The 23,547-nt window shown below is 71.1% G+C and carries 17 protein-coding genes and 2 pseudogenes; 9 read left to right on the top strand and 10 right to left on the bottom strand.

The window, feature by feature from the left end:
• Positions 1–16: 16 nt before the first annotated feature.
• The 6 genes from OG452_RS31920 to OG452_RS31895 all read right to left on the bottom strand — a co-directional run bounded on the left by OG452_RS31920 (position 17) and on the right by OG452_RS31895 (position 8,743).
• Positions 17–655 (bottom strand): DUF998 domain-containing protein, encoded by a 639-nt coding sequence (locus OG452_RS31920; RefSeq protein ID WP_327299017.1) that lies wholly within the window; start codon positions 653–655, stop codon positions 17–19.
• Between the two features lie 189 nt (positions 656–844).
• The gene (locus OG452_RS31915; RefSeq protein WP_327299016.1) at positions 845–2,233 is read right to left on the bottom strand and encodes a nitrate/nitrite transporter; all 1,389 of its coding nucleotides are present in this window, start codon (positions 2,231–2,233) and stop codon (positions 845–847) included.
• A 114-nt stretch (positions 2,234–2,347) separates the two neighbouring features.
• Positions 2,348–2,740 carry a nitrite reductase small subunit NirD gene (gene nirD / locus OG452_RS31910; RefSeq protein WP_327299015.1) on the bottom strand — a complete coding sequence of 131 codons (393 nt, stop codon included), beginning with the start codon at positions 2,738–2,740 and terminating at the stop codon, positions 2,348–2,350.
• Complete coding sequence (gene nirB, locus OG452_RS31905; protein WP_327299014.1) at positions 2,737–5,343, bottom strand: nitrite reductase large subunit NirB; 2,607 nt, start codon at positions 5,341–5,343, stop codon at positions 2,737–2,739. The genes nirD and nirB overlap by 4 nt, the downstream gene beginning before the upstream one ends.
• Positions 5,343–6,602 (bottom strand): NAD(P)/FAD-dependent oxidoreductase, encoded by a 1,260-nt coding sequence (locus tag OG452_RS31900; RefSeq protein WP_327299013.1) that lies wholly within the window; start codon positions 6,600–6,602, stop codon positions 5,343–5,345. The genes nirB and OG452_RS31900 overlap by 1 nt, the downstream gene beginning before the upstream one ends.
• On the bottom strand, positions 6,599–8,743 hold the full coding sequence (locus tag OG452_RS31895; protein WP_327299012.1) for a molybdopterin oxidoreductase family protein: 2,145 nt from the start codon (positions 8,741–8,743) through the stop codon (positions 6,599–6,601). Before OG452_RS31895 ends, OG452_RS31900 begins: the two co-directional genes overlap by 4 nt.
• Before the next feature lie 190 nt (positions 8,744–8,933).
• On the opposite strand from OG452_RS31895, the gene OG452_RS31890 reads away from it, so the two are divergent.
• The 6 genes and pseudogenes from OG452_RS31890 to OG452_RS31865 all read left to right on the top strand — a co-directional run bounded on the left by OG452_RS31890 (position 8,934) and on the right by OG452_RS31865 (position 14,757).
• Positions 8,934–10,073 (top strand): uroporphyrinogen-III synthase, encoded by a 1,140-nt coding sequence (locus OG452_RS31890; RefSeq protein WP_327299011.1) that lies wholly within the window; start codon positions 8,934–8,936, stop codon positions 10,071–10,073.
• Complete coding sequence (locus tag OG452_RS31885) at positions 10,070–10,846, top strand: sirohydrochlorin chelatase (protein WP_327299010.1); 777 nt, start codon at positions 10,070–10,072, stop codon at positions 10,844–10,846. The genes OG452_RS31890 and OG452_RS31885 overlap by 4 nt, the downstream gene beginning before the upstream one ends.
• Positions 10,847–10,871: 25 nt before the next feature.
• Entirely contained in the window at positions 10,872–11,051 is a 180-nt protein-coding gene (locus OG452_RS31880; RefSeq protein ID WP_327299009.1) for a DUF6480 family protein, read from the top strand.
• Positions 11,052–11,113: 62 nt separating this feature from the next.
• Positions 11,114–11,403 (top strand): annotated as a pseudogene (locus tag OG452_RS31875) (pyridoxamine 5'-phosphate oxidase family protein); the annotation flags it as partial.
• A gap of 115 nt (positions 11,404–11,518) precedes the next feature.
• Positions 11,519–13,258 (top strand): MFS transporter, encoded by a 1,740-nt coding sequence (locus OG452_RS31870; RefSeq protein ID WP_327299008.1) that lies wholly within the window; start codon positions 11,519–11,521, stop codon positions 13,256–13,258.
• On the top strand, positions 13,255–14,757 hold the full coding sequence (locus tag OG452_RS31865) for an amidase (RefSeq protein ID WP_327299007.1): 1,503 nt from the start codon (positions 13,255–13,257) through the stop codon (positions 14,755–14,757). The genes OG452_RS31870 and OG452_RS31865 overlap by 4 nt, the downstream gene beginning before the upstream one ends.
• On the opposite strand, the gene OG452_RS31860 is transcribed toward OG452_RS31865, so the two are convergent.
• Complete coding sequence (locus tag OG452_RS31860) at positions 14,740–15,690, bottom strand: LysR family transcriptional regulator (protein WP_327299006.1); 951 nt, start codon at positions 15,688–15,690, stop codon at positions 14,740–14,742. The two genes, OG452_RS31865 and OG452_RS31860, sit on opposite strands and share 18 nt — an antisense overlap.
• Positions 15,691–15,951: 261 nt before the next feature.
• On the opposite strand from OG452_RS31860, the gene OG452_RS31855 reads away from it, so the two are divergent.
• Both OG452_RS31855 and OG452_RS31850 read left to right on the top strand, forming a co-directional pair.
• Entirely contained in the window at positions 15,952–16,941 is a 990-nt protein-coding gene (locus OG452_RS31855; RefSeq protein WP_327299005.1) for a phospholipase D-like domain-containing protein, read from the top strand.
• A gap of 233 nt (positions 16,942–17,174) precedes the next feature.
• On the top strand, positions 17,175–17,981 hold the full coding sequence (locus tag OG452_RS31850) for a VOC family protein (RefSeq protein ID WP_327299004.1): 807 nt from the start codon (positions 17,175–17,177) through the stop codon (positions 17,979–17,981).
• Between the two features lie 141 nt (positions 17,982–18,122).
• Here OG452_RS31850 and OG452_RS31845 read toward each other — a convergent pair whose 3' ends face one another.
• The gene (locus OG452_RS31845; RefSeq protein ID WP_327299003.1) at positions 18,123–19,589 is read right to left on the bottom strand and encodes a sulfatase-like hydrolase/transferase; all 1,467 of its coding nucleotides are present in this window, start codon (positions 19,587–19,589) and stop codon (positions 18,123–18,125) included.
• Positions 19,590–19,944: 355 nt separating this feature from the next.
• On the opposite strand from OG452_RS31845, the gene OG452_RS31840 reads away from it, so the two are divergent.
• The gene (locus OG452_RS31840; RefSeq protein WP_327299002.1) at positions 19,945–22,380 is read left to right on the top strand and encodes a SpoIIE family protein phosphatase; all 2,436 of its coding nucleotides are present in this window, start codon (positions 19,945–19,947) and stop codon (positions 22,378–22,380) included.
• Positions 22,381–22,423: 43 nt separating this feature from the next.
• Here the strand turns inward: OG452_RS31840 and OG452_RS31835 are convergent.
• Both OG452_RS31835 and OG452_RS31830 read right to left on the bottom strand, forming a co-directional pair.
• Positions 22,424–22,743 (bottom strand): annotated as a pseudogene (locus OG452_RS31835) (hypothetical protein); the annotation flags it as partial.
• Positions 22,744–22,799: 56 nt separating this feature from the next.
• Positions 22,800–23,240, bottom strand: coding sequence for a LysR substrate-binding domain-containing protein (locus OG452_RS31830; RefSeq protein WP_327299001.1), 441 nt, complete (start codon positions 23,238–23,240; stop codon positions 22,800–22,802).
• Between the last annotated feature and the right edge of the window lie 307 nt (positions 23,241–23,547).

The raw sequence follows: 23,547 nt of genomic DNA, 5'->3' as shown, positions 1-23,547 counted from the left end.
AAAGGCCTCAACCGCGCTACACCTGTTCGGTGCTGACCTCGTGCGGCCAGCAGGAGATGACGACCAGGAAGGGCCAGAGTGCCTGCGCGAAGGTCAGGACACGTTCGGCGACCCCCGGCAGCCCGTGAAGCTGGAGCCCGACGAGGAACCAGACCGCGAAGGCGCACATCGAGGCGCTGACCGCGATCGCCACGTCCTGCCGCAGTCCCCATGACGCGCCCCCGTCCCGGACCGCGGCAGGCCGCAGTCCCCACGGCGCCCCCGCACCACGGTCGACGGCCAGTACCGGCCAGACGGCCAGCAGCCCGAACCCCACCGTGACCACAGCCCCGTGACCGAACGAGCCTCCGCTGGGGGGTGCGGGCACCAGCGTCAGCACCATCGCGGAGATCCCGCCCCCGGCGAGCGCGGCCCGGCCGAGGAGCGTGGCGGAACGCAGCCCGAGTGCGGTGATGACGTAACAGGCCCCGAGTGCGAGCAGCATCCCGGTCATCACCCCGTACCCGGGCGTGCCGTACGCGGCGAGGACGCTTATCGTCCGGGTCTTCGGGTTGTAGCCGGGCCCCTGCATCAGCTCCGCGAGATTCGAGCCTCCGATGAGCAACACAGGCGCGCACCCGGACGAGAGCAAGGCCCACCAGGGTACAAGTCGCATCGGATCACCATAAGATGCCGTGCTCCGTGCCGGCTGGATCCCACGCGGGAAGCGAACCGGGACGGCCGAGGCACGGTCGGCCCTCCGCCGCTTGCCGGAGGCGCATGGTGGGGTTGCCGCTGGGCGGACCGTGAGCTTTCTCCGGAAGGCGGGCGGTCATGGCCCCTCGTGCTCCGGCCGTCGCCGCCCTCAGATCGCGGGCATCGGCCCCACCCGGGGCCGCAGATAGACCGCCCACGTCACGGCGCAGCACACGGCGTACGTAGCCAGGAAGGCCCAGTACGCCGCGTCGCCGTCCCCGGTGGCCAGGAACGACTGACGGAAGGCGATGTTCACCAGGACCCCGCCGAACGCCCCGAGCGCGCCGGCCAGTCCGATCAGCGCCGATGCCCGGCGCCGGGCGTCCCGCTCCGCGGTCTCCTCGTCAGCTCCTGCGGCGACCGCGATCCGCGCCTTGGCCTGGAAGATCGCCGGGATCATCTTGTACGTCGAGCCGTTGCCGATCCCGCTCAGCACGAACAGCGCCACGAAGCCGGCCAGGAACATCGGCAGCGACTTCTGCTGCGAGGCGATCAGCACCGCGCCGGTGCCCGCCGCCATCGCGGCGAAGGTCCACAGCGTCACCCGGGCGCCGCCCCAGCGGTCCGCCATCCTCCCGCCCAACGGCCGTACCAGCGACCCCAGAAGGGGCCCGAGGAAGGTCAGGTACGCGGCCTTCACCGGGGTGTCGAACTGCTGGTGGAACTGCACCTGCAGCACCTGCCCGAAGGCGAAGCCGAAGCCGATGAACGAGCCGAAAGTACCGATGTAGAGCAGCGACATGACCCAGCTGTGCGACTCCTTGGCCACCTCCCGCAGCGCCCTCCTGTCGTTCCTCAGCGACGTCAGGTTGTCCATCCTCAGCGCCGCGCCCAGCGCGGCCAGCGCGATCAGCGGCAGGTAGACCAGCGGTACCAGCCGCGGCTGCGCCGCACCGGCCGTGGCCAGCACCAGCAGGCCGACCAGCTGCACGACCGGGACGCCGAGGTTGCCGCCGCCCGCGTTGACGCCCAGCGCCCAGCCCTTGAGGCGCTGTGGGTAGAACGCGTTGATGTTCGCCATCGAGGAAGCGAAGTTGCCGCCCCCGACACCGGCGACACACGCCACCCCGAGCAGGGTGCCGTACGAGACGCCTGGCCGCAGCACGAGCCCGGCCAGCACCGTCGGGACCAGCAGCAACAGCGCGCTGAACACGGTCCAGTTGCGGCCGCCGAACCTGGCCACCGCGAAGGTGTAGGGCAGGCGCAGCACGGCGCCGAGCGCCGTCGGCAGCGCGGTGAGTGTGAACTTGCCCGCCGCGTCGATGTGGTACTCCGGTCCGAGGAACAGCACCAGCACCGACCACAGGCTCCACACCGAGAATCCGATGTGCTCGGACAGGACCGAGAAGGCCAGGTTCCGGCGCGCGACTCCCGCGCCGGTCTCCCTCCAGAACGCCTCGTCCTCCGGACGCCAGTCCGTGATGGAGCGGGACCGGCCCGCGTCCACCACCCCGGCTGTGTCCCCGGCCGGGTCTTCTGTTCCGACGGCAGTGCTCATCAGCTGTCACCCTGGTTCGTGAGATGGGGGGATTATTTGGGCTGGGGGGGTGTTTGCGCCGCCTACGCCGGGCGCGGCGGGTTTCGCGGGTCACTCCGTCGCCGCTCAACCGTGCTACGGCTCGCGCACGGCCGCTCCGACCAGCTGTGAGGCCGCCGCCGCTCCGGCCCGTACCGGCCAGACCCGCAGCTCCGCCGGGGTGCCGTCGGGGGCGGTGTCCTCGTCAAGGCAGCGGCCGTCCCGCAGGTCGAAGACCTGCTTGTACATCGGCGACGCCACGGTCGGGGCGTCACCCCGGCTGCCGAGGATGCCGCGTGAGATCACGTAAGCGCCGCTGAACGGGTCGCGGTTGTCGACCGCGTACAGCGCGCCCGCCCGGTCGCGGAAGACCGCCACCTGCTCGCCGCTCTCGCTGAGCACGGCCACCCCGCGCCCGGGGATCAGGTCCCGGTAGTCACAGGCAGGCGTCCACGCCGTGCCGTCGAAGATCTCCACCAGTGTGCTCATGCGGTACGCACCTCCAGTCGGGCCCCGGCCACCAGGGCCGGGGCGTGGTTCTGCTCGTTCTCGCCGGGGCGAGCCGGCCGGATCTGGCCGCGCTCCGGCATGAAGGCCACGGCAGGGTCGGGCGTGCCGGGGGCATTGACGAAGGACGCGAAGCGGCGCAGCCGCTCGGGGTCGTCCAGCACGGCGGCCCATTCGTCGCGGTAGCCGCCGATGTGACGCTCCATCTGCAGGTCCAGCTCGTCGCAGATGCCCAGCGAGTCGTCCATGACGACCGCCCGCACATGCTCCAGACCGCCCTCGACGCGGTCCAGCCAGACGGAGGTCCGCTCCAGCCGGTCGGCGGTGCGGATGTAGAACATCAGGAACCGGTCGATACTGCGGATCAGCGTCTCCCGGTCCAGGTCGGCAGCCAGCAGGTCCGCGTGCCGTGGCGTCATACCGCCGTTTCCGCCGACGTAGAGGTTCCAGCCGGCGGAGGTGGCGATGATGCCGAAGTCCTTGCCCTGCGCCTCCGCGCACTCGCGTGCGCAGCCGGAGACGGCGGACTTGAGCTTGTGCGGCGAGCGCAGGCCCCGGTACCGCAGCTCCAGCTCGATCGCGAGGCCGACCGAGTCCTGCACGCCGTACCGGCACCAGGTCTCACCGACACAGGACTTCACCGTGCGCAGCGACTTGCCGTACGCGTGGCCGGACTCGAAGCCCGCGTCCACCAGCCGCCGCCAGATCGCGGGCAGCTGGTCGACTCCGGCGCCGAGCAGGTCGATCCGCTGCCCTCCGGTGATCTTCGTGTAGAGCCCGAAGTCCCGGGCGATCTCGCCGATGGTGATCAGGCCGTACGGGGTGATCTCTCCGCCCGGGATCCGCGGCACCACCGAGTAGGAGCCGTTGCGCTGGAGGTTGGCCAGGAAGTGGTCGTTGGTGTCCTGCAGCGCGGCCTGCTCGCCGTCGAGGATGTGGCCGTTGTCCGCGCCGGCCAGGATCGAGGCGACGACCGGTTTGCAGACGTCGCAGCCCTCCCCGCTGCCGTGCCCGTCGATCAGGGCCGAGAAGGACGTGATCCCGGTGGCCCGGACGATCTCGTAGAGCTCGGCGCGGGTGTGCGCGAAGTGCTCGCACAGGTTCGTGTCGACGCTGACGCCGCTCGCTTCCAGCTCCTCGGTCACGATGGAGCCCAGCAGTTTGACGCAGCTGCCGCACCCGGTGCCCGCGCTGGTGCACTTCTTGACCGCGGGGACGGTGGTGCAGCCCTGCTCGCGGACGGCGGCGCGGATCTGGCCCTGGCTGACGTTGTGGCAGGAGCAGACCACGGCCTCGTCCGGCAGCGCGACCGGCCCGGCGGGGCCGAGTCCGGCCGGCAGCACCAGCTGCTCGGGGGCCGTCTGCAGCGGCTTGCCGCCGATGGCCAGTGGGCGCAGCAGGCCGTACGACTCGGTGTCGCCGACCAGCACACCGCCGAGCAGCTGCCCATCGCGGCCTATGACCAGCTTCTTGTAGACGCCGGAGCGGCTGTCGCTGTAGAGGACGTCGAGCGCGCCATCGGTCGCGCCGTGCGCGTCACCGAAGCTGGCGACGTCGACGCCGAGCAGCTTGAGCTTGGTCGAGGTGTCCGCACCGGTGAAGGCGTCCTCGTCGCGGTACTCGCCGGCGAGTGAGCGGGCGGCCGTGGCGGCCATCGCGTAGCCGGGGGCCACCAGTCCGTAGACCTTGCCGTCGGCGGCCAGCGCGCACTCGCCGATGGCGTAGACGTGCGGGTCGTTGGTGCGGCAGCGCTCGTCGACGACGATGCCGCCGCGCTCGCCGACGGGCAGGCCGCTCTCCCGGGCCAGCTGGTCGCGCGGTCGTACGCCGGCCGAGAAGACGACCAGACCGGCCGGGAGTTCGCGGCCGTCGGAGAGCCCCATGCCGCGCACCCGGCCGTCCTCACTGGTGAGGATGGCCTGGGTGCCGGCGCCGGTGTGGACGTGGACGCCCAGGTCCTCGATCTTGCGGCGCAGCAGCTGCCCGCCGCCCTCGTCGACCTGGAGGGCCATCAGCCGGGGCGCGAACTCGACGACGTGCGTCTCCAGGCCGAGCGCCATGAGCGCGCCGGCCGCTTCGAGGCCCAGCAGACCGCCGCCGACGACGACGCCGATGCCGGCCCGGCCTGCGTCGGCCCGGATCGCCTCCAGGTCCTCGATGGTCCGGTAGACGTGACAGCCGGCCGCGTCCCGGCCGGGGACCGGCGGCACGAACGGGTACGAGCCGGTGGCCAGCACCAGCGCGTCATAGTGCAGCACATCGCCGGATGCGGTCGTGACGGTCTGCCCGGCCCGGTCGAACGCGGCGGCCGGGTCGGCGAGGCGCAGGTCGATGCCGTGCTCCGTCAGGAAGCCCGGCGGAGCGAGCGACAGCTCCTCGACACCGGTGCCGGAGAACCACGAGGTCAGGTGGACCCGGTCGTAGGCGGGGCGCGGCTCCTCGGCGAGTACGGTGATCCGCCAGGCTGCGGACCCGGGCTGCCCGGTCAGCGCCTCCAGGAAGCGCTGACCGACCATGCCGTGGCCGATCAGGACGAGATCCTTCAGCCGGCGGGGCAGCCTGGCGGATGTCCGGTGTTGCGTCATCAGGAGGCTCCGTAAGGGGTGAGCAGGTGCAGGGACCGGTCGGAGATGAGGTCGTCGCGTTCGCAGGCGAGGGCGAGCTCGCCCACGGTGGCCAGGTCGCCGAGCAGGATCGCGCCCACCAGACGCCCGCCGCGCAGCACGAGCTTCTTGTAGGTGCCGCGCGTCGCGTCGGTCAGTCGCAGCACGTCCAGTCCGGGATCGGCGGCCAGGTCGTCGGCGTCGAGGTGGGCCTCGCCGAAGGCCGCGTACTCCAGCGGTCCTGCACTGAGCCGGGACAGCGGGCGCGCGCCCCGGTAGCGCGCCCCGGGGTCCGCGCCGGAGAGCCGGGCGGCGAGTACGTCGGCCTGTTCCCAGGCCGGTTCGGACAGGCCGTGCACCGCGCCGCGGTGCTGGGTGCAGTCGCCGATGGCGTACACGTGCGGCTCGGATGCGGCCAGCGCGTCGTCGACGACGACGCCGGTACCGACGTCCAGCCCTGCTGCGTGGGCGAGCGCGGTGCGCGGCCGGACACCGCAGGCGAGCACCACCAGGTCGGTGCTGAGGCGGTAGCCGTTGGCCAGTTCGACGGCGGCGCCGTCGGTGGCACCCCGGTCCACGACCGCACGGGCGCGGTTGCCCGGATAGGTTTCGACGCCCAGCCGGCGCAGCCCGGCGCGCAGCGCGGCTGCCGCTTCGGCGTCGAGCTGCCGCTCGATCAGATGCGGTCCCTGGTGCACGATCTCGACGGTGAGGCCGAGCGCGGCCAGCGCCCGGGCGACGCTGACGCCGAGTACCCCGCCCCCGATGACCACCGCTCGTCGCGCCCGTCCTGCGTCCTCGGCCAGCCGGGCGCAGTCGGCGAGGGTGCGCAGGGCGTGCACGCCGTCGCGCAGTCCGGTGCCGTCGGGGCGGCGCAAGCCGCGTACCGGGGGCAGCAGCGGGTTGGCGCCGGTCGCGAGGACGAGTTCGTCCCAGGCCTCGCGGCGGCCGTCGGCCAGCGTCAGCGTGCGCGCGGCGGGGTCCACGGCAACGGTCTCGATGCCCAGCCGCAGTTGAGCACCGCCGGCCGGCAGGGCGATCGCCTCCGCGTCGTAGCGTCCGGTCAGCACATCGGCGAGGAGCACCCGGTTGTAGGGGGCGCGGGCCTCGGCCCCGTACAGGGTGACCCGGGCGGTCCCGCCGAGGGCGCGGTAGCGCTCGACGAAGCGTGCTGCGGCCATCCCGGCCCCGACGACCGCGATATGACGCCCACTCAGGCTGTCGTTCCGTCGCGCATTCATACGGGCTCCCCCTGATCGGACCGCGCCGCTCCGGCCGGTAGTGCTCCGGCCCGTACCGCTCCGGCGCCTGCCGCTTCCACCCGCACCGCGCAGACCTTGAACTCGGGCATCTTCGATGTCGGGTCCAGCGCCGGGTTGGTGAGTGTGTTGGCCCGGCCCGCTCCCGGCCAGTGGAAGGGCATGAACACCGTGTCCGTCCGGATCGCATCGGTGATCCGGGCGGGCGCGACCGCCCGGCCGCGCCGGGAGGTGACCGCGAGCAGTTCCCCCTCGGCCACCTCCAGCCGCCGCGCGAGCAGTGGGTGCAGCTCCACGAACGGCCCCGGCGCTGCGGAGTTGAGCGCCTCGACCCGCCGGGTCTGCGCCCCGCTCTGGTACTGCGAGAGCACGCGCCCCGTGGTCAGGTACAGCGGGTACTCGGCGTCGGGCTCCTCCGCCGCCGGGCGGTGGGTGACCGGGGCGAAACGGGCGCGGCCGTCCGGCGTGGCGAAGGCGTCCAGGAAGAGCCGCGGTGTGCCGGGGTGGTCATCGGCCGGGCAGGGCCAGAAGACACCGTCCCCGGCGCGGATCCGGTCGTAGCTGATGCCCGCGTAGTCGGCCTGGCCACCGGCCGACGCGCGGCGCAGCTCCTCGAAGACCGTCTCGGGATCGTCGTGGAACCCCCGCTCGATGCCCAGCCGTTCGGCGAGCTCGCGCATCAGCCACAGGTCTCCGCGTACGCCGTCGGGCGCGTCCACCGCCCGCTGCCGCAGGATCACCCGGCCCTCGATGTTGGTCATCGTGCCGGTCTCCTCCGCCCACTGGGCGCTGGGCAGGACGACGTCGGCGAGCTGCGCCGTATCCGAGAGCACGAGGTCGCTGACCACGAGCAGATCGAGCGAGCGCAGCCGCTGCGTCACATGGGCCGCTCGCGGGGCTGAGACGACGGGGTTGGAGCCCATCAGCAGCAGCCCGCGTACGCCGTCATCCCCCGGCGCGCCGAGGCTGTCGAGCAGCTCGTAGGCCGAACGGCCAGAGCGCGGCAGGGTGTCCGGGTCCACCCCCCAGACGCGGGCGACGTGCTCGCGTGCGGCCGGGTCCTCGATCGAGCGGTAGCCGGGGAGCTGGTCGGCCTTCTGACCGTGCTCCCGTCCGCCCTGTCCGTTGCCCTGGCCGGTCAGACAGCCGTACCCGGAGTACAGCCGGCCGGCCTTGCCCGAAGCCAGGCAGAGGTTGATCCACGCGCCGACGGTGTCGGTGCCCTTGCTCTGCTGCTCCGGGCCCCGCGCGGTGAGCACCATGCCGGTCCGGGCCCGCCCGAATCGGTGGGCTGCTTCCCGGAGTTGGGTCGCCGCTATGCCGGTGAGCCGTTCGACGCGCTCCGGCCAGTGGGCCATCGCCGCGGCGCGGGCCTGCCCGAAACCGGTGGTGCGCGCCTCGATGAACTCGGTGTCGACCGTCCCGTCGGCGATCAGCAGGTGCAGCAGGCCGAGCGCGAGTGCCAGGTCGCTTCCGGGCACCGGCTGCAGATGGAGGTCGGCCTGCTCGGCGGTCCTGGTGCGGCGTGGGTCGACGACGATCAACGTGCCGCCGTTCTCGCGCAGTTCACGGAAGTAGCGCAGCGCGGGCGGCATCGTCTCCGCGGGGTTGCTGCCGACCAGGATGAGGCACTCGGTGCGCGGGATGTCATCCAGCGGGAAGGGCAGTCCCCGGTCCAGGCCGAAGGCGATCCTGTTCCCGGCGGCGGCCGACGACATGCAGAAGCGGCCGTTGTAGTCGATGTTGGCGGTGCCGAGTGCGACCCGGGCGAACTTGCCCAGCTGGTACGCCTTCTCGTTGGTCAGGCCGCCGCCGCCGAAGACTCCGACCGCGTCGGCGCCGTGCTCGGCCCGGATCGCCGCGAAACCCCGCGCGACCCGGCCCAGCGCCTCGTCCCAGCTCGCCGCCCGCAGCTCGCCGCGCTCCCGCACCAGCGGTGTGCTCAGTCGGCTCGCCGGGCCGAGCAGCGCCGCGGCGGACCGGCCCTTCCCGCAGAGCGCGCCCCGGTTGACCGGGAACCCGGGCCGCTCGACGACCAGCGTCTCGGCGCCGTCGGCCGCGGCGAGGCGCATCCCGCACTGCAGCGAGCAGTACGGGCAGTGGGTGTCGGTGGTGGTCGTCATGCCTTCGACCTTGACCGCCGGTCGTTACGCAGCCTTCTCACCCGTGTTGCGCCCGCGGTACGCGTCGCTCACACCGCGGTCGGGACGGGGTGCGGTCGCGGACATGCGCCGTAACACCGCACGGCGTTATCTCACGCGGGCGTGACGGCTGGGCAACCTCCCGGTAACCGGGCGGGCCGAGTCTGCGTGCATGAGCAGCTCCGGCATCCCCTCTCCGACCGCGCCGACGGGCCCGCTGACGGGCTACACCGTCGGCGTGACCGCCGCCCGCCGCCGCGACGAGCTCGTCGCACTGCTGACCAGGCGCGGAGCACGCGTGGTCGAGGCGCCGGCGCTGCGCATCCTCCCGCTGGAGGACGACATCGCGCTGCGCCGGGCGACCGAGCTGTGCCTGACCGCGCCGCTGGACTACGTCGTGGCGACCACCGGCGTCGGCTGGCGCGGCTGGATGAGCGCGGCCGACGGCTGGGGGCGCGGCGCCGCACTCTCCGCCGCCTGCCGGAACGCCGTCGTACTGTCGCGCGGCCCGAAGGCCACGGGCGCGGTCCGCGCCAGCGGGCTCGACGAGGCGTACTCCCCCGGGAGCGAAGTCACCGGCGAACTGCTGACGTGGCTGCTGGCCCAGCCGCTGGCCGGCCGCCGGATCGCGGTGCAGGAGCACGGCCTGCCACTCACCGCTTTCAGCGCGGCCCTGCGCGAGCGCGGCGCCGAGGTCGTGCCGGTCCCCGTCTACCGCTGGGCTCCGCCGGAGGACCCGGGCCCGGTCCGACGGCTGGTCGAGCAGACCGTCCGCCGCGAGGTCCACGCGCTGACCTTCACCAGCGCGCCCGCGATCACCGCCTTCCTGGAGACCGCGGCCGCCGACGGCCTGCACAAGCTGGTGCTGGAGGCGATGTCCGGCGACGTACTGCCGGTCTGCGTCGGCCCGGTCTGCGGCCGGCCACTGCTGGACGCCGGGCTGCCGGTGGTCTGGCCCGAACGCGGCCGCCTGGGCGCGCTGGTCCGCACGCTCACCGAGACGCTTCCCGGACGCAGCCGCCAGGAACTCCACGTCGCAGGGCGGGCGTTGGTGCTCCAGGGCAGCGCGCTGCTGGTCGACGGGGAGAACTACTGGCTGTCGCCGAAGGGCGCCACGCTGCTCCGCGCACTGGCGGAGAAGCCTGGCCGGGTGCTGAGCCGCGCCGAACTGCTGCGCCGCGCCTGGGCGGACTCCGATGCGGAGGAGCATGCCGTGGAGGCCGCGATCGGCCGGCTGCGCGCCTCGCTCGGGCCGCACAGCGACTTGGTCAGGACCGTCCCCAAGCGCGGCTACCGGCTGGCGGCAGCATGACCGTGCCTGCCTGTCCCGGCCCCGCCCACCGCGTTCCGCCGACCCTGCTCGCGGTGGCCCATGGCACCCGGGACGCCGAGGGTGTCGCGGTGACCGGGGCGCTGGCCGCCCGGGTACGCGCTCTCCGTCCCAGCCTGCGCGTGGAGTTGTGCTTCCTCGACCTGGTCGCGCCCTCCCTGCCGGAGGCGCTGGCCCGGCTGAGCGGTGAGGTGGTCGTCGTACCGCTGCTCCTCGGTGCCGGATACCACGTACGCGTCGACATCCCCGGGGCCCTCGCAGCAGCGCCGCATCTGAACTCCCGGGTCGCCCGCGCGCTCGGCCCGGACCCGCTGCTGGCCGAGGCCCTCACCGGCCGTCTCACCGACGCCGGATGGCGCGCCGGGGACGGGCCGGTCGTACTCGCAGCGGCCGGATCCACGGATCCCGGCGCCAACGCCGACACCGCGGCCATGGCCTCACTGCTGCGCGAACACCTCCCCGGCCCGGACGAAGTCGTTCCCGCCTACCTCTGTGCCGCCGGCCCCACCCCCGCCGAGGCGGTCGCCGCGCTTCGCTCCGAGGGCCACTCCCGCGTCGCCGTCGCCGAGTACCTGCTGAGCCCGGGCTTCTTCGCCCGCCGCGCCGCCCGTTCCGGTGCCTGCCTCACTTCCGCCCCGCTCGGCACGCACGACGCGCTCGCCCGCCTGGTCACGCGCCGCTACGACGAGGCCCGCACCGCCCTCGGGACGCACACGCCGCTGCCGCCTCCAGGTGCACCCACCGGATGCGGATAGCCTCGTACGGACTCACGATGGATACATGGTTGATGTCATTACGCCTCCCGGCGAGACACCGCCGGCCGAGGGCTGTATCGCCGAAGCCCACGAAGAACGGCCCGACGGCGGCATGTGGGAACACCCGAGGCTGTGGGCGGGGCTCATCCTGCTGGGCGCCCTCTTCTTCTCCGCCTTCTTCATCGCGCGCATTTTCTCGGCCTGAGCGGCGGGCGGGCGCGCCCCCGTCGCATCAGTCGATCCGGGGGAGGTCCTCGTTGTGCTGGAGCAGGGCTTCGGCGGTGGCCTTCACCGGGCCAGTGGGACTACGCCCGTCGTCCGAGCCGCAAGGAACTGGCGGCCACCGCCTTGCTTGCCCTCTCCCTCGACGAGGCATCGGTGAAGATCGCACCGGCCCCCCGGACGACGGCGAGCGCTCCGACGCCGAACTGGGCATATGGGCCGGCACTCTCCCCCTCCCCACCGCCTGGGGCGCTGTCGAACCGGTCCCCCTGCTCGTCCCCGGCGTCCCAGCCCCACCACACATCGCAGACCGCACGGGGACCGCCGCCAAGTAGTCAGAACCCCTTCCAATTCACCGACCCCGCGATTCACCGAGCCGGCCACACTCGCAGCCACGAATCCTGTCCGCACCCTGTTCCGTACCGACCAGTCGGTACTACCCTCCCGGCCATGCGGCGCGCGAAGGCGTACGCACTCATCGGCAGGGAGGCCAGGATGACGGTTCCGTCACCGGCGGCGACAGCGCGGCCGGAGGGCCGGACGTTCACTTCAGCGTTGAGGGGTCTGGGCAACCGCCGGCTTGATCACTATCCGGAGAGCCGTCGTCGCTACTGGTATCTGGCGATCGTGGTGCTGGCCACCGTCGTTCTGTACTACCAGCTCTACATCCAGTACGCCGTGTCGACGGCCATCATCACTCATTACCACATGACGTTCCTGTACTTCGTCTACATCTCGGTGGCCGCCAACGCGGTCGGCGCCTTCGCCTCCCTGGTGGCCGGGCTGGCCGACCGCTGGGGACGGGCGAACATCGCGGTGTACGGCCTGCTCCTGGTCGGCCTGCTCACCACATTCGCCCTGCCGAACGCGCCGGGCAAGGTGAGTTACCTGGTCGTCTACGCGTGCGTCGCACTCGTCGAGGGCATGATCCTGGTGGCCACCCCTGCCCTGATCCGCGACTTCTCGCCGCAGCTCGGCCGCGCGTCGGCCATGGGCTACTGGACGATGGGCCCGGTCGTCGGAAGTCTCGTGGTCACTGCGGTCACCGGCCGCACCTTCACCGGCTCCACGACCTGGCAGGACGAGATCCGGTACGCGGGGGCCGCCGGCCTGGTCGTGTTCGTGGCCGCGCTCCTCGGTCTGCGGGAACTCGCCCCCGCGCTGCGCGGCCAGATCATGGTGAGCCTGCGCGACCGCGCCCTGGTCGAGGCCCGCGCCAAGGGGATCGACGCCGAGTCGGCCCTGCACGGGCAGTGGCGCCAGATGCTCCGCCTCGACGTCCTCGGCTCGGCCCTCGCCATCAGCCTCTACCTGCTGCTGTACTTCTCCGCGGTCGGCAATTTCGTGGTCTATTTCGCCACGGACTTCGGATACTCCGCGCAGCGCACGAACTCCCTGCTCAACTGGTACTGGGGGACGAATGCGGTCTTCCTGGTGGCGGCCGGACTCGTCTCCGACCGGCTGCGGGTCCGCAAGCCGTTCATGCTGGCCGGTGCGCTCGGCTCGATCGGCTTCACCCTCGCGTTCGTGCTGCACGCCACCCGGCCGCACACGGGCTATTACACCTTCGCGTTCATCGTGGCCGGCATCGGTGCCACCAGCGGCATCGCGTACTCGCCGTGGATGGCGAGCTTCACCGAGACGGTCGAGCGGCACAACCCCGCGGCCATCGCGACCGGGCTGGCCGTGTGGGGGTGGCTCATACGGATCACGGTCGCCGCCTCCGCGGCCTGCCTGCCGCTGGTCGTGAGCACCGTGACCCCGCTCATCGAACACGGTACGGAGGTCAAACAGGCCTCCGTACAGGCCGCCCCCGCCCTGGCCATCACACGCGCCCATCCACAGCTCTTCGCGCAGCTCTCCTCCTATCCCCCGGGCAAGGCACCCGCACCACTGCTGGCGCGGGCGGTGAAGGAGGTCGGCGCCGGAGGTTTGCAGACCGTCCGGAAGGCCGCTCCACAACTGACGATCCTGCGCGAACACGGCCCGGAGGTACAGCGAGCCGCCGCACACAACGCGCGTCAGTGGCAGAACTGGTGGTGGGTCTGCCTGGGAGGACAGGTGCTGTTCCTGCCGTGCGTCTTCGTGATGACCGGCCGCTGGCGCCCACGTGAAGCGCGCCGCGACACCGAGGCCCACGAGCGTCTGGTGGCACAGCAACTCGCCGGGATGAAGGAGCTCAGCGTATGACGGAAGTGACGGGAGATGCCGCGGTGCCCCCGCAGCCGGGGAACGGCCTCCACGGACTCAGCGCCCTCGACCAGGCCGCCGCCGTACGCAGAGGCGAGGTCAGCCCCCTGGAACTCGTACAGCACCAACTGGCCCGTATCGAGCAGTTCAACGACCGCTACGGAGCGTTTCTCACCGTCAACCACCATGAGGCCGTCGCGCAGGCCGCAGCGGCGCAGAAACGGCTCGGGGAGGTGGGTCTGTCACCGCTGTTCGGCGTACCGACGGCTGTCAAGGACCTGGTCGACACCGCCGGTGTGCGCACGACGTACGGCTCCCGGGCCTTCGCCGAATCCGTCCCGGAGGTGGACGCCCACACGGTGACGCGATTGCGCGAGGCCGGCCTGATCAGCCTGGGTAAGACCAACACCCCTGAATTCGGCTGCTGTTGCTACACCGACAACGACCTGACGGGCCCCGCCCGCAACCCCTGGGACCCCGCTCTGTCCGCCGGAGGTTCCAGCGGCGGGGCGGCGGTCGCTGTGGCACTCGGCATGGTGGCGATCGCACACGCCAGTGACGGCGGCGGCTCCATCCGCATTCCGGCGAGCGCCTGCGGGCTGTTCGGCATCAAGCCGTCCCGTGGCCGGGTGAGCTCCGGGCCGGCCGGGTCCGAGGTCAACGGCCTTGCTGTGCAAGGCCCGTTGGCCCGAACCGTACGGGATGCCGCAGCCATGCTGGACGTTCTGTCGGGGCCCATGCCGGGCGATCCGCACTGGGCGCCACCGCTTCCGGCGGGCGAGACATTCCTGGCCCACGCCGACCGCGGCCCGGGCCGGCTGCGTATCGGCCGGTACGCGAAGCCCGCGGCGCTGGGCGTGGACGTCGACCCCAGGTGCCTGACGGCCTGGGAGCACGCCTCGCGGCTCCTGGAGGAGCTCGGACATGACGTCGAGGACATCCCCACGCCGTTCGGTCCCGAGCTCGGCGACTTCTTCACCGCCGTCTGGGGCGTGCAGTCACTGGGCTACACCGTGGAAGCCGAGGCCGAGGAGCTGCTGCGCCCGGTGACCCGCGCCTGGCGGGAGTACGGGAGGACGGTCACCGCTGAGCGCTTCGCCGCCGCGATCACCGGCATGCAGCGGGCGGGCCGCCGCGCCGTCGAGGCGACCGCCGGTTACGACGTCGTCCTCACCCCGACACTGGCCTCGCTGCCACAGCCGGTGGAGTTCTTCGCCGAGACCGGCGACCCCCTCGTCAACCTGCGGCGTCAGAGCGCCTTCAGCGCCTTCACCAGCCCGTACAACATGACGGGCCAGCCGGTCGTGAGCGTACCGCTGTACTGGTCACAGGGCAGGACACCCGTGGGGGTCTCCCTGGTGGGGCGCCCGGCCGACGAGACCACCCTCATCTCGCTCAGCGCCCAGCTGGAGGAGGCATCTCCCTGGCGGCACCAGTACGCACGTCTTCTCCCGACGGGTCCGGGCGCGCCACTGTCCGGGTCACGCCCTGGAGGCTGACCACTGCGCCCATGTCGGTGTCCAGACCTCGGTGTCGGGCGGATTCCGCCGCCTGGCATCGAGGTACTCGCGGAATTCGGCGAGCGCGGGGTGGGGGTTGTCGTCCCGCCAGATCAGTGACAGCGGGTAGATAAGTGCCGGGCCGCGCACCGGAATGCGCCGCAGGTCGTAGCTGTCCGGCCACAGGTAGCGCGTACCTTCGCCGACGAGGGTGGCCAGTTCCGGGGAGTCGGCGATCTCGGCCAGCAGAGCCTCGTTGCCGAAGACGGGTCCGATGAAGTCGATGGCGAGCCCGAAGGTGGCGGCGAGCTCGTCGAAGTACCCGGCCACCTCGGTCCCGGCAGCGATGCCGGGCATCCAGATTCGGTGTCCGGCCAGTTGCGCGGGCGTGACGGTGCGGGCGCTGGCGAGTGCGTGGCGGGGCCCGACGAGCAGCTGATGCGGCTCGTCGATCACGCGGGCGCTCCTGATCGCTTCCGGCAGCCGCTGCTGCGGGGCGACAGCATGGAAGCTGGCGTCGATCGCCCCGGCCTCGACGGCGGCGACGGCCGCATCGACGTCGGCGCTCAGCAGGGCCACGACATCCAGCTCGATCCCGGGACGCATGCGGTGGAAGTCCTGCAGAAGCACTGCGGGCGCGATCCGCCGGCTGACGACATCGATGCGCAGAGCACGCCGGCCGGGACGCACCGACGCGTCGGCCCGTTCTTCCGCCCGCAGGAGTTCGCGGGCGTGGGGCAGGAAGGCCTGGCCGTCGATCGTGAGCCGGGCTCCGCGGGCCGTGCGGGTGAACAGGCGTGCCTCCAGGTCCTTCTCCAGCGCGGCGATGCGCTTGGAGACGGCCTGCTGGGTGATCGAGAGCGCAGTGGCGGCTTCCTGAAACTGGCCGGCATCCGCGGCGGCGACGAAGGTGCGCACGGCGTCGAGATCCATACGACCACCCTATGCGTACAACAGAAGGTTGTGGCTCGCCACCCGGACGGACTGCCGACCGGCCGGGTTCCGTCGGACAGAGGTACGCCAACTGCACAACCCCTTGGGGCAGTTGATGCCGGTGTGAAGTCCGTGGCGCTTTACACAACGCTGCCCCTCTGTTCACTCAACTGAGCTTCAGCGAGCCTCGGCGCTGTGCCCTACTGGGATGCGCTACGCGCGTTGCGCGCGCCCCCCACGAGACTACGTACAGGAGCCCCGGTGAACCCCACACACCGCCTCATGCCCACCCTGGCCGCAGGCGCCCTGGCCGCTGCATGTGCCTTCCTGCCCGCCACCGCCCACGCCGCGAGCGCCTACTCCCTGGTGGTCCTTCCCGACCAGAAGGAAGGCGCGATCTACGACTTCGTCAACTCGGCCAGGAAGTCGGTCGACTTGACGATCTATGAGTTGCGCGACACCACCCTCGTCAACGATCTGGTGAAGGAGCAGAAGGCGGGCGTGAAGGTCCGCGTGGTCTTCGACTCCCAGCACGCGTCCATCGACGGGGCCGCCTACCAGGCACTGTCCTCGGCCGGTGCCGGGGTCACGTACTCGTCATCGGCGTACGTCTACACCCACCAGAAGACGATCACCGTCGACGGCGCCACGTCGTACATCAGCACCGGCAACTTCGACACGAAGTACTACTCGACCTCGCGTGACTACGGCGTCTTCGACACCGACCAGGCCGACGTCGCCGCGATCGAGAAGGTCTTCGACGCCGACTACGCGAAGACCTCGGTGACCCCGTCCGACGGTACGGACCTGGTGTGGTCGCCCACCGACTCGCAGAGCCACCTGCTGGCCCTGGTTTCCGGGGCGAAGAGCAGCCTCGATGTCCAGGAGGAGGAGTTCGGTGATTCCGCCCTGGTGAATGCGGTCGTCGCGGACGCGAAGCGCGGCGTCACCGTTCGCGTCGTCGCGGAGAACCAGTCCTCGAAGTACAGCAAGGAGCTGGAGGAGGTCACTGCAGCGGGCGGCAAGGTGACCACCTACACCAGCTCCACCGGCTACTACATCCACGCCAAGGCGATCGTCGCCGACTACGGCACGTCCTCCGCGAAGGTGTTCGCCGGCTCGGAGAACTTCTCCGACAACTCGCTCAACCACAACCGCGAACTCGGCCTGATCGTCAGTGACTCCGCAGTGGTCAGCGGCATCGAGAAGGCATTCGGCGCCGACTTCCTCAAGAGCTCCGGCTCGGCCTGACCGCGTCAGGATCACGAGTACGGCGCAGCTCTGCCGGAGTTCGGCCCCGGTCCGGACGGTCCGGGGCGGGGCCGGACTCGTGAGCAGGAGGGCCGTCCGGGCGCGGCCGGGGCCGGCCGGCCCGCCGGGGCAGCCCGGTCCACGGTCGGGTGATGTTCACGGGTTCCAACGTCACCGCTGTCCCTGCCAGGGCAGGGATAGCGGTGGGAACACCACCATCACGGAGGACCGTCATGCCCGATGTCACCAGTCCGTACACGCCCGGCACCCCCTGCTGGGTCGATCTCCTGGTCCCCGACCAGCAAGCTGCTCTCGATTTCTACCGTGACCTGTTCGGCTGGCAGGGAGAGGCGGGGTCCCCCGAGACCGGGGGATACGCCGTCTGCACGCTGAACGGTAAGCCCGTCGCCGGGATCATGACAGCGATGAACCCGGACGGCAGCAGACCCGACCCGGCGCCCCCGGCCGCTTGGACCACTTACCTCGCCACCACCGACGTGAGTGCCGCCGAGAGGGCGATCACGGACAACGGAGGCCAGGTGACGATGCCCGCCATGGACGTGCTCACGCTCGGCCGGATGGCCGTCGCGAGCGACCCGACGGGCGCCGCCTTCGGTCTGTGGCAGGCCCGGGACTTCCCCGGCGCCGGAATCGTCAACGAGCCGGGGGCGGTCATCTGGAACGAGGTCAACACCACCGACCCGGCCGCCGCCTCACCCTTCTACGCCAAGGTGCTGGGTCTCAAAGCCGCCCCCATGGAGGGCGCGCCGGAATACTTCGCGCTGTCGGTGGACGGCCGTATGGTCGGCGGTATGCAGGGCCTCGTGAACGTGGAGAGCCCGCGCCCGGACGTGTCCTCGCACTGGCTGACGTACTTCGCCGTCGACGACACCGACAGCACGGTCGACGCGCTGGTACGGGCCGGCGGCAATGTCCTCACACCGCCCTTCGACATGATGGCGGGGCGGATGGCGCTGGTGCAGGACCCGCAGGGCGGCGTCTTCGGCATCATCAAGACGAGCGGACCCGAACCGGCCTGAGTCCGCCCGCCCGGCCCCGGGCCTGCCCGCTGAGCGCAGGTACGAGAAGTCGCACCCGGCGAAGCCGGTGAGCGGGTGTTCCCGATGCGTCGGCAGAGCGCGCTGCGGGCGGGGCCGGGTCCGCGACCGTACGCCCTCCGTTCAGGACGGGCTGAGCGGCGGATACCGCAGCTGCCAGTCCGGGGCGCCGAACGCTCCCGTCGGGTCGTCGTCGAGCGGCGCGGACTGCCCCGCCCCGGTGACCGGCAGGCGGCTCCCGTCCCGTTCAGGTTCTCCGTGCTCCAGAAACCAGGCGTCCAACTGCCGCCGCAGGGCGCTGATTTGCTCACGGTGGGCCGGGGCGTCGGCCAGGTTGACCCGCTCGCCCGGGTCCTCGGACAGACGGTAGAGCTCATGTGGGCCGTACGGGTGGCGGTGGACGTACTTCCAGTCCGTGGTCCGGATCATCCGTACCGGCCCGTATTCGTCGTAGACCACCACCGGCCGGGCCGGTGCGGACCGCCGCTCTCCGGACCGCCACACTCCGTCGCGGAGAAGCAGACCCGCGAAGGAGCTGCCCGGGCCCTGTTCGTACGGCTCGGGGTCCAGGCCGGCGCATTCCAGGAGCGTTGCCGCGAAGTCGTAGGCCGACAGCAGTTCCTGGCGCACCTGACCCGCGGTGATCCGCCCCGGTTGCGAGATGATCGCGGGTACCTTGACCGAACTGTCGTACATGTTCTGCGGGAAGGTGCCGTTGCCCTTTCCCCAGATGCCGTGGTGGCCGCAGTTGAACCCGTTGTCGCTGGAGAAGACGACGAGGGTGCTGTCGGTCAGCCCCTGTTCGGCCAGTGTGTCGAGCACCCTCCCGATGCCGGTGTCCATAGCGGTGACCGAGGCGAAGTAGCCGACGAGGGCCGCACGCACATCCGGCTCGCCTCCGACAGGCACCCCGTCGACCAGAGGCTGCCAGGGATGCGCCGGCTCCTGCGGGCAGCTGTCGAAGGCACAGTCGGCGTAAAGGTTCTCGATGTCGGGCGGGTGCTGGCCTTTCCAGGGCTTGTGCGGAGCTGTGAAGTGCAGGGAGAGGTAGAACGGGGCGTCGGTGCCGGCCTCGGCCCGTACGCAGGCCACCGCGTCGTCCGCGAGCAGGTCGGTGAGGTAGCCATCGGCCGGGGCAGGTACGCCGTCGCGGTACATGGGTGCACCGTGATAGGGGCTGCCGCCGCTTTCGTGGGAGTACCAGTGGGTGAAACCCGGCCGGGGCCGGTCGTTCGCACCGAGATGCCACTTGCCGGACAGCGCCAGACGGTATCCGGCTGCGGCCAGGTCGTCGGTGAACAGGCGCTGCCCGGCCAGGAAGTCGACACCGTCCTGCCCCGCATGACCGCCGGAGAGCCAGTCGTGCACCCCGTGGCGGGACGGGATCTGCCCGGTGAACAGGCTGGCCCGCGCCGGAGAGCAGACCGGGGAGGTGCAGAAGAAGTTCTCCAGGCGGGTGCCTCCGGCGGCGAGCGCGTCGAGGCGCGGGGTGATGATCTCGTCGTTGCCCGCGCAGCCCAGCGCCCAATGGCCTTGGTCGTCGCTGAGGATGACCAGAATGTTCGGGTGCAGCGGATCACGGCTTGCCATGGGCGGCTCCAAGGGGGGAAGAGTGCACGGCGCCGGGGCGTTCGGGACTGGCCGGCCGCCGATCGGCACCGTACGAGGCCGCCAACTTTTTAGTCAACCCTTGAGAATAAATAAAGGCAGGGCTCACCCCCACTCCCGGATCACCCCTCTCATGCTCGGCGAGGCTCCGACACGGCCCGGACTCAGCCCAGATCTCACCGACGTCCAGAACTTCGCGTCCGGGACCGAGGGCGGCGTCAAAGCGCCTGTGTGGCCATGGGTGGGAGCACCGTCCCACCCCTGATGGTCAGCCGCGGTTGTGCCTGCCCCGGGGACAGCGGATTCTGTAAGGGATGAACGGGGCTGGTATGGCGCCATGACTGTATGGAACACGGAGCACAGTACGGACTTTCGTGGTCCCCTCGACATCACCAGGGCAGCCACGGTGGTCCTCGATGCCCAGGACACGGTCATCGGATGGAGCTCCGCTGCGGAGCAGCTTCTCGGTTACCAGCCGCACGAGATCCTCGGCCGGCCCCTGACCACGTTCCTGTCACCCGGCCCGGCACCCTCTGCCCGGCCCCGCCCTCCCCTCCCTCCCCGGCTCCGCGGAAACGAGATCCGCGCCGCCCGGCACCGTGACGGGCGTGAGCTGATCGTCGCCACCGCGGTGTGCCCTCTGTCGGACGCGGGCACGGCGGAGCGCGTCCTCGTCGCGACGGAGCTGAAGGATCTCCGGCTGTGGGAATCCCGGCTGGCCCTGCTGCACGGACTGACCACCCAGTCACCCGTCGGGCTGGCCATCTACGACACCGACCTCCGCCTCGCCTGGTGCAATGCGGCGTACGAACAGGAGATGGGGCGGCCGTTCGCCGAGTTCCGCGGCTCTCGGGCCGACGAGATGTACTCCGAGGGAAGATTCGTGACCAAGGGGCACCCGCCCACTCTCGACGCGGTCATGCGTCAAGTGCTGGACACCGGAGAACCATTTCTGGACCTGCACTTCCTGGGCCGGCCGCCCAGCGACCCGGAAACGGACCACCTCTGGTCCTGCGCCTATTACCGGCTCCAGGACGCCGACGGACACGTATTCGGGGTGTGTGAGGACGCATTCGACATCACCGATCGGTACCGGGCACAGCAGCGGCTGGCCCTGCTCGTCGAGGCCGGCCGCGGCATCGGCACCGCCCTCGATGTACTGGCCACCGCCGAGAAGATCACCGAGGTCGCGGTACCGGAGTTCGCCGACACGGTCACGGTCGACCTTTCGAGGGCGGTACTGGAAGGCGAGGTGCCGCCCGCCAGCGACTCGGCCGCGATATCGCTGGTGCGGGTCGCCCGCCGCCCGGCCGGGGACCACGAGGAAGCCGGACAGGGGGAGCCAGGACAGCGGGAGCCCGGCCGGCAGCCTTCTCCCCCTCCCCTCGTGAACCACGCACCCGTCGAGTACCGGCCCGGTTCGCCGCAGGACCGCAGCCTCTCCTCGGGCGGGCTCGTACTCGACGACATGGCCCTGGTCGTGCCACTGCGCACCGAGAGCAGCATGCTGGGGCTCGTCACCTTCATCCGCGACACCGGTTCGGCCCCCTTCGACAGCGGCGAAGTGGCGCTGGCCCACGAGCTGGCCGCCCGTACGGCGGTGTCCATCGACAACGCTCGCCGCTTCGCCCGTGAACGCACCGCCGCCCTGGCCCTCCAGCGCCGGCTGCTGCCGCAACACCTCCCGGAGCAGTCAGCGGTCGACCTGGCCCATCGCTACCTGCCCGCGGACGACGTGACCGGGGTCGGCGGTGACTGGTTCGACGTCATCCCCCTGTCCGGAACCCGGGTCGGACTCGTGGTCGGGGACGTGGTCGGCCACGGCCTGCAGGCAGCCGCCACCATGGGACGGCTGCGTACGACCGTACGCGCCTTCGCCCAGCTGGACATGGACCCTGTCGAGCTGCTGTCGCGGCTCGACGACCTGGTGGGGCAGTCGGCCGACGAGCAGTGGGTCGATCCGGCCACACCCGACAGCGCCTACGCCGATGTGACCACCGGGGCGACCTGTCTCTACGCGGTCTACGATCCGGTCTCCCGGCGCTGCGTGATGGCCAGGGCCGGGCATCTGCCGCCGGCGATCGTGGATCCGGACGGCCGGCTGTCCTACCCGGACCTGCCGGCCGGGCCGCCGCTGGGTCTCGGCGGCCTGCCGTTCGAGTCCATGGAGATCGAGCTGGCGGAGGGCAGCCTGCTGGCTCTCTTCACCGACGGCCTGGTCGAGGCCCGCGACCGCGACATCGATCAGGGGCTGCACACCCTGGGCCGTGTACTGCGCGACCACCACGCGTCGCTCGAAGAGCTCTGCGACCGGGCTGTGGCAGAACTCCTGCCGGACGGAACAACGGCCGACGACACCGCCCTGCTGCTCGTCCGCACCCGCGAACTCCACGCCTCGCAGGTCGCCGAATGGGAGCTGCCCGCGGAACCGTCCGCCGCGGGCCATGCCCGGGAGCTGGCCACCACACAACTGCACCACTGGGGACTTGAGGAGTTGTCGTTCGCGACCGAGCTCATCGTCAGCGAGCTGGTGACCAACGCGGTCAGATACGCCGATGGGCCGCTCCAGGTGCGCCTCATCCGCGACCGGACCCTCGTGTGCGAGGTCGCGGATACGGGCCACACCTCACCGCATCTGCGCCACAGCGGCGAGGACGACGAAGGCGGGCGCGGCCTGTTCATCGTCGCGCAACTCGTCCAGAGGTGGGGAACGCGCTACACCCGCTCCGGCAAAACCATCTGGACCGAACAGGCCCTCCCCGGGGCCGGTTAGGACCTTCCATGGCGGGCGGCGCACCGCCGCCTGTCCCGGCTCGTCAGGCTCCGTCCGAACTGGACAGGGCTTCGGTGATCAAGCGGGTGGCGAAGCCGGGATCGTCGGTGATGCGGTTGATGTGCTCCGCGAGCAGGAAGGCGGTGACTTCAAGGGAAGCCATCTCCTTCTGGGTCCAGTCTCCGTACTGTTTGCGCCACAGGCTGGGGCTCAGGCCGGTGCCCGCCGCGATGACGAGACCGGCCATGGTGGGGATGGCCTCGGTGAGAATCAGCGTGCACGCGCCGTCCAGTACGTCATCGGCTCCCCGGGGCCCAGAGACGCGGTGAACTGGTCGATCAGCGCCCGCTGTTCGGGGTCGGTCCCGTCCTCCGTGGGATCACGGAGGGACAGGGGGGACAAGCCCTGCCTGAAGCACGTCAGGTCACCGGGATGGTGCCGGCCGCCATCTCCCGCACCGTCTCCATGACCGCCCGGGCACGGGCGGTCTGCGTCACGCCCTGCACCGTTGCCAGCTTGAGTTCCAGCGGTGGGTATCGCTCACTCAGCTCCAACTCCACGACCTCTCCGCCGCCATACGTCTCTCTGGTCGCGGGGCGCTGGTTCAGCACCGAATAGCCGAGACCTCTGGCGACCATGGAGCGGACGGTCTCATAGCTCCGGGTGCGGTATCGCACCTCGGGTGCGGTGCCGGTGGCCGCCACGAGCGCGCGGAAGTAGTCCCGGCTGTAGGGCAGGTCGAGCAACACCAGTGGCTCAGCGGCGAGTTCGGTCAAGTCCACCACCGCCTGGCCGGCCAGGCGGTGGCCGGCCGGGACGATGACATGGGCCGGAACGCGGGCGATCGTCTCTCCGCGCACTTCGAGATCGGCGGACAGGCCGAGGTTATCTTGGGCGCCTGAATGAGGTCAGGCATGCAAGACAAGTAGGGTAGTTCTGTACTTGCCTCAACGGTATCCAAGGGGTATTAGGCACGTTGGCTACGTCTGCTCTTCTGTACCGGCGTTATCGAGCTGAGCGGGCCATATCGGGCGACGGGTCTACGCACTGGGTCGTCGTCAACGAAGCCTTCGAGCTGCACATCGAGGCGTGCGCCTGGCTGGCGGGACTCAGGAGCAACGACCGGGCCTACAACACTCAGCGCACGTATGCCGGCCGGATCGCCCT

Source organism: Streptomyces sp. NBC_01197 (assembly GCF_036010505.1).
Taxonomy (GTDB): Bacteria; Actinomycetota; Actinomycetes; order Streptomycetales; family Streptomycetaceae; genus Streptomyces.
The sequence above is the reverse complement of the archived record's forward strand: the minus strand, read 5'-3'. Positions and strand labels throughout refer to the sequence as shown.

Bases quoted from the DNA above. Each gene is read 5' to 3' on its own strand.
- OG452_RS31920 (WP_327299017.1), bottom strand. From the start codon at position 655: ATGCGACTTGTACCCTGGTGGGCCTTGCTCTCGTCCGGGTGCGCGCCT.
- OG452_RS31915 (WP_327299016.1), bottom strand. From the start codon at position 2,233: ATGAGCACTGCCGTCGGAACAGAAGACCCGGCCGGGGACACAGCCGGG.
- nirD (WP_327299015.1), bottom strand. From the start codon at position 2,740: ATGAGCACACTGGTGGAGATCTTCGACGGCACGGCGTGGACGCCTGCC.
- nirB (WP_327299014.1), bottom strand. From the start codon at position 5,343: ATGACGCAACACCGGACATCCGCCAGGCTGCCCCGCCGGCTGAAGGAT.
- OG452_RS31900 (WP_327299013.1), bottom strand. From the start codon at position 6,602: ATGAATGCGCGACGGAACGACAGCCTGAGTGGGCGTCATATCGCGGTC.
- OG452_RS31895 (WP_327299012.1), bottom strand. From the start codon at position 8,743: ATGACGACCACCACCGACACCCACTGCCCGTACTGCTCGCTGCAGTGC.
- OG452_RS31890 (WP_327299011.1), top strand. From the start codon at position 8,934: ATGAGCAGCTCCGGCATCCCCTCTCCGACCGCGCCGACGGGCCCGCTG.
- OG452_RS31885 (WP_327299010.1), top strand. From the start codon at position 10,070: ATGACCGTGCCTGCCTGTCCCGGCCCCGCCCACCGCGTTCCGCCGACC.
- OG452_RS31880 (WP_327299009.1), top strand. From the start codon at position 10,872: ATGGTTGATGTCATTACGCCTCCCGGCGAGACACCGCCGGCCGAGGGC.
- OG452_RS31870 (WP_327299008.1), top strand. From the start codon at position 11,519: ATGCGGCGCGCGAAGGCGTACGCACTCATCGGCAGGGAGGCCAGGATG.
- OG452_RS31865 (WP_327299007.1), top strand. From the start codon at position 13,255: ATGACGGAAGTGACGGGAGATGCCGCGGTGCCCCCGCAGCCGGGGAAC.
- OG452_RS31860 (WP_327299006.1), bottom strand. From the start codon at position 15,690: ATGGATCTCGACGCCGTGCGCACCTTCGTCGCCGCCGCGGATGCCGGC.
- OG452_RS31850 (WP_327299004.1), top strand. From the start codon at position 17,175: ATGCCCGATGTCACCAGTCCGTACACGCCCGGCACCCCCTGCTGGGTC.
- OG452_RS31845 (WP_327299003.1), bottom strand. From the start codon at position 19,589: ATGGCAAGCCGTGATCCGCTGCACCCGAACATTCTGGTCATCCTCAGC.
- OG452_RS31840 (WP_327299002.1), top strand. From the start codon at position 19,945: ATGACTGTATGGAACACGGAGCACAGTACGGACTTTCGTGGTCCCCTC.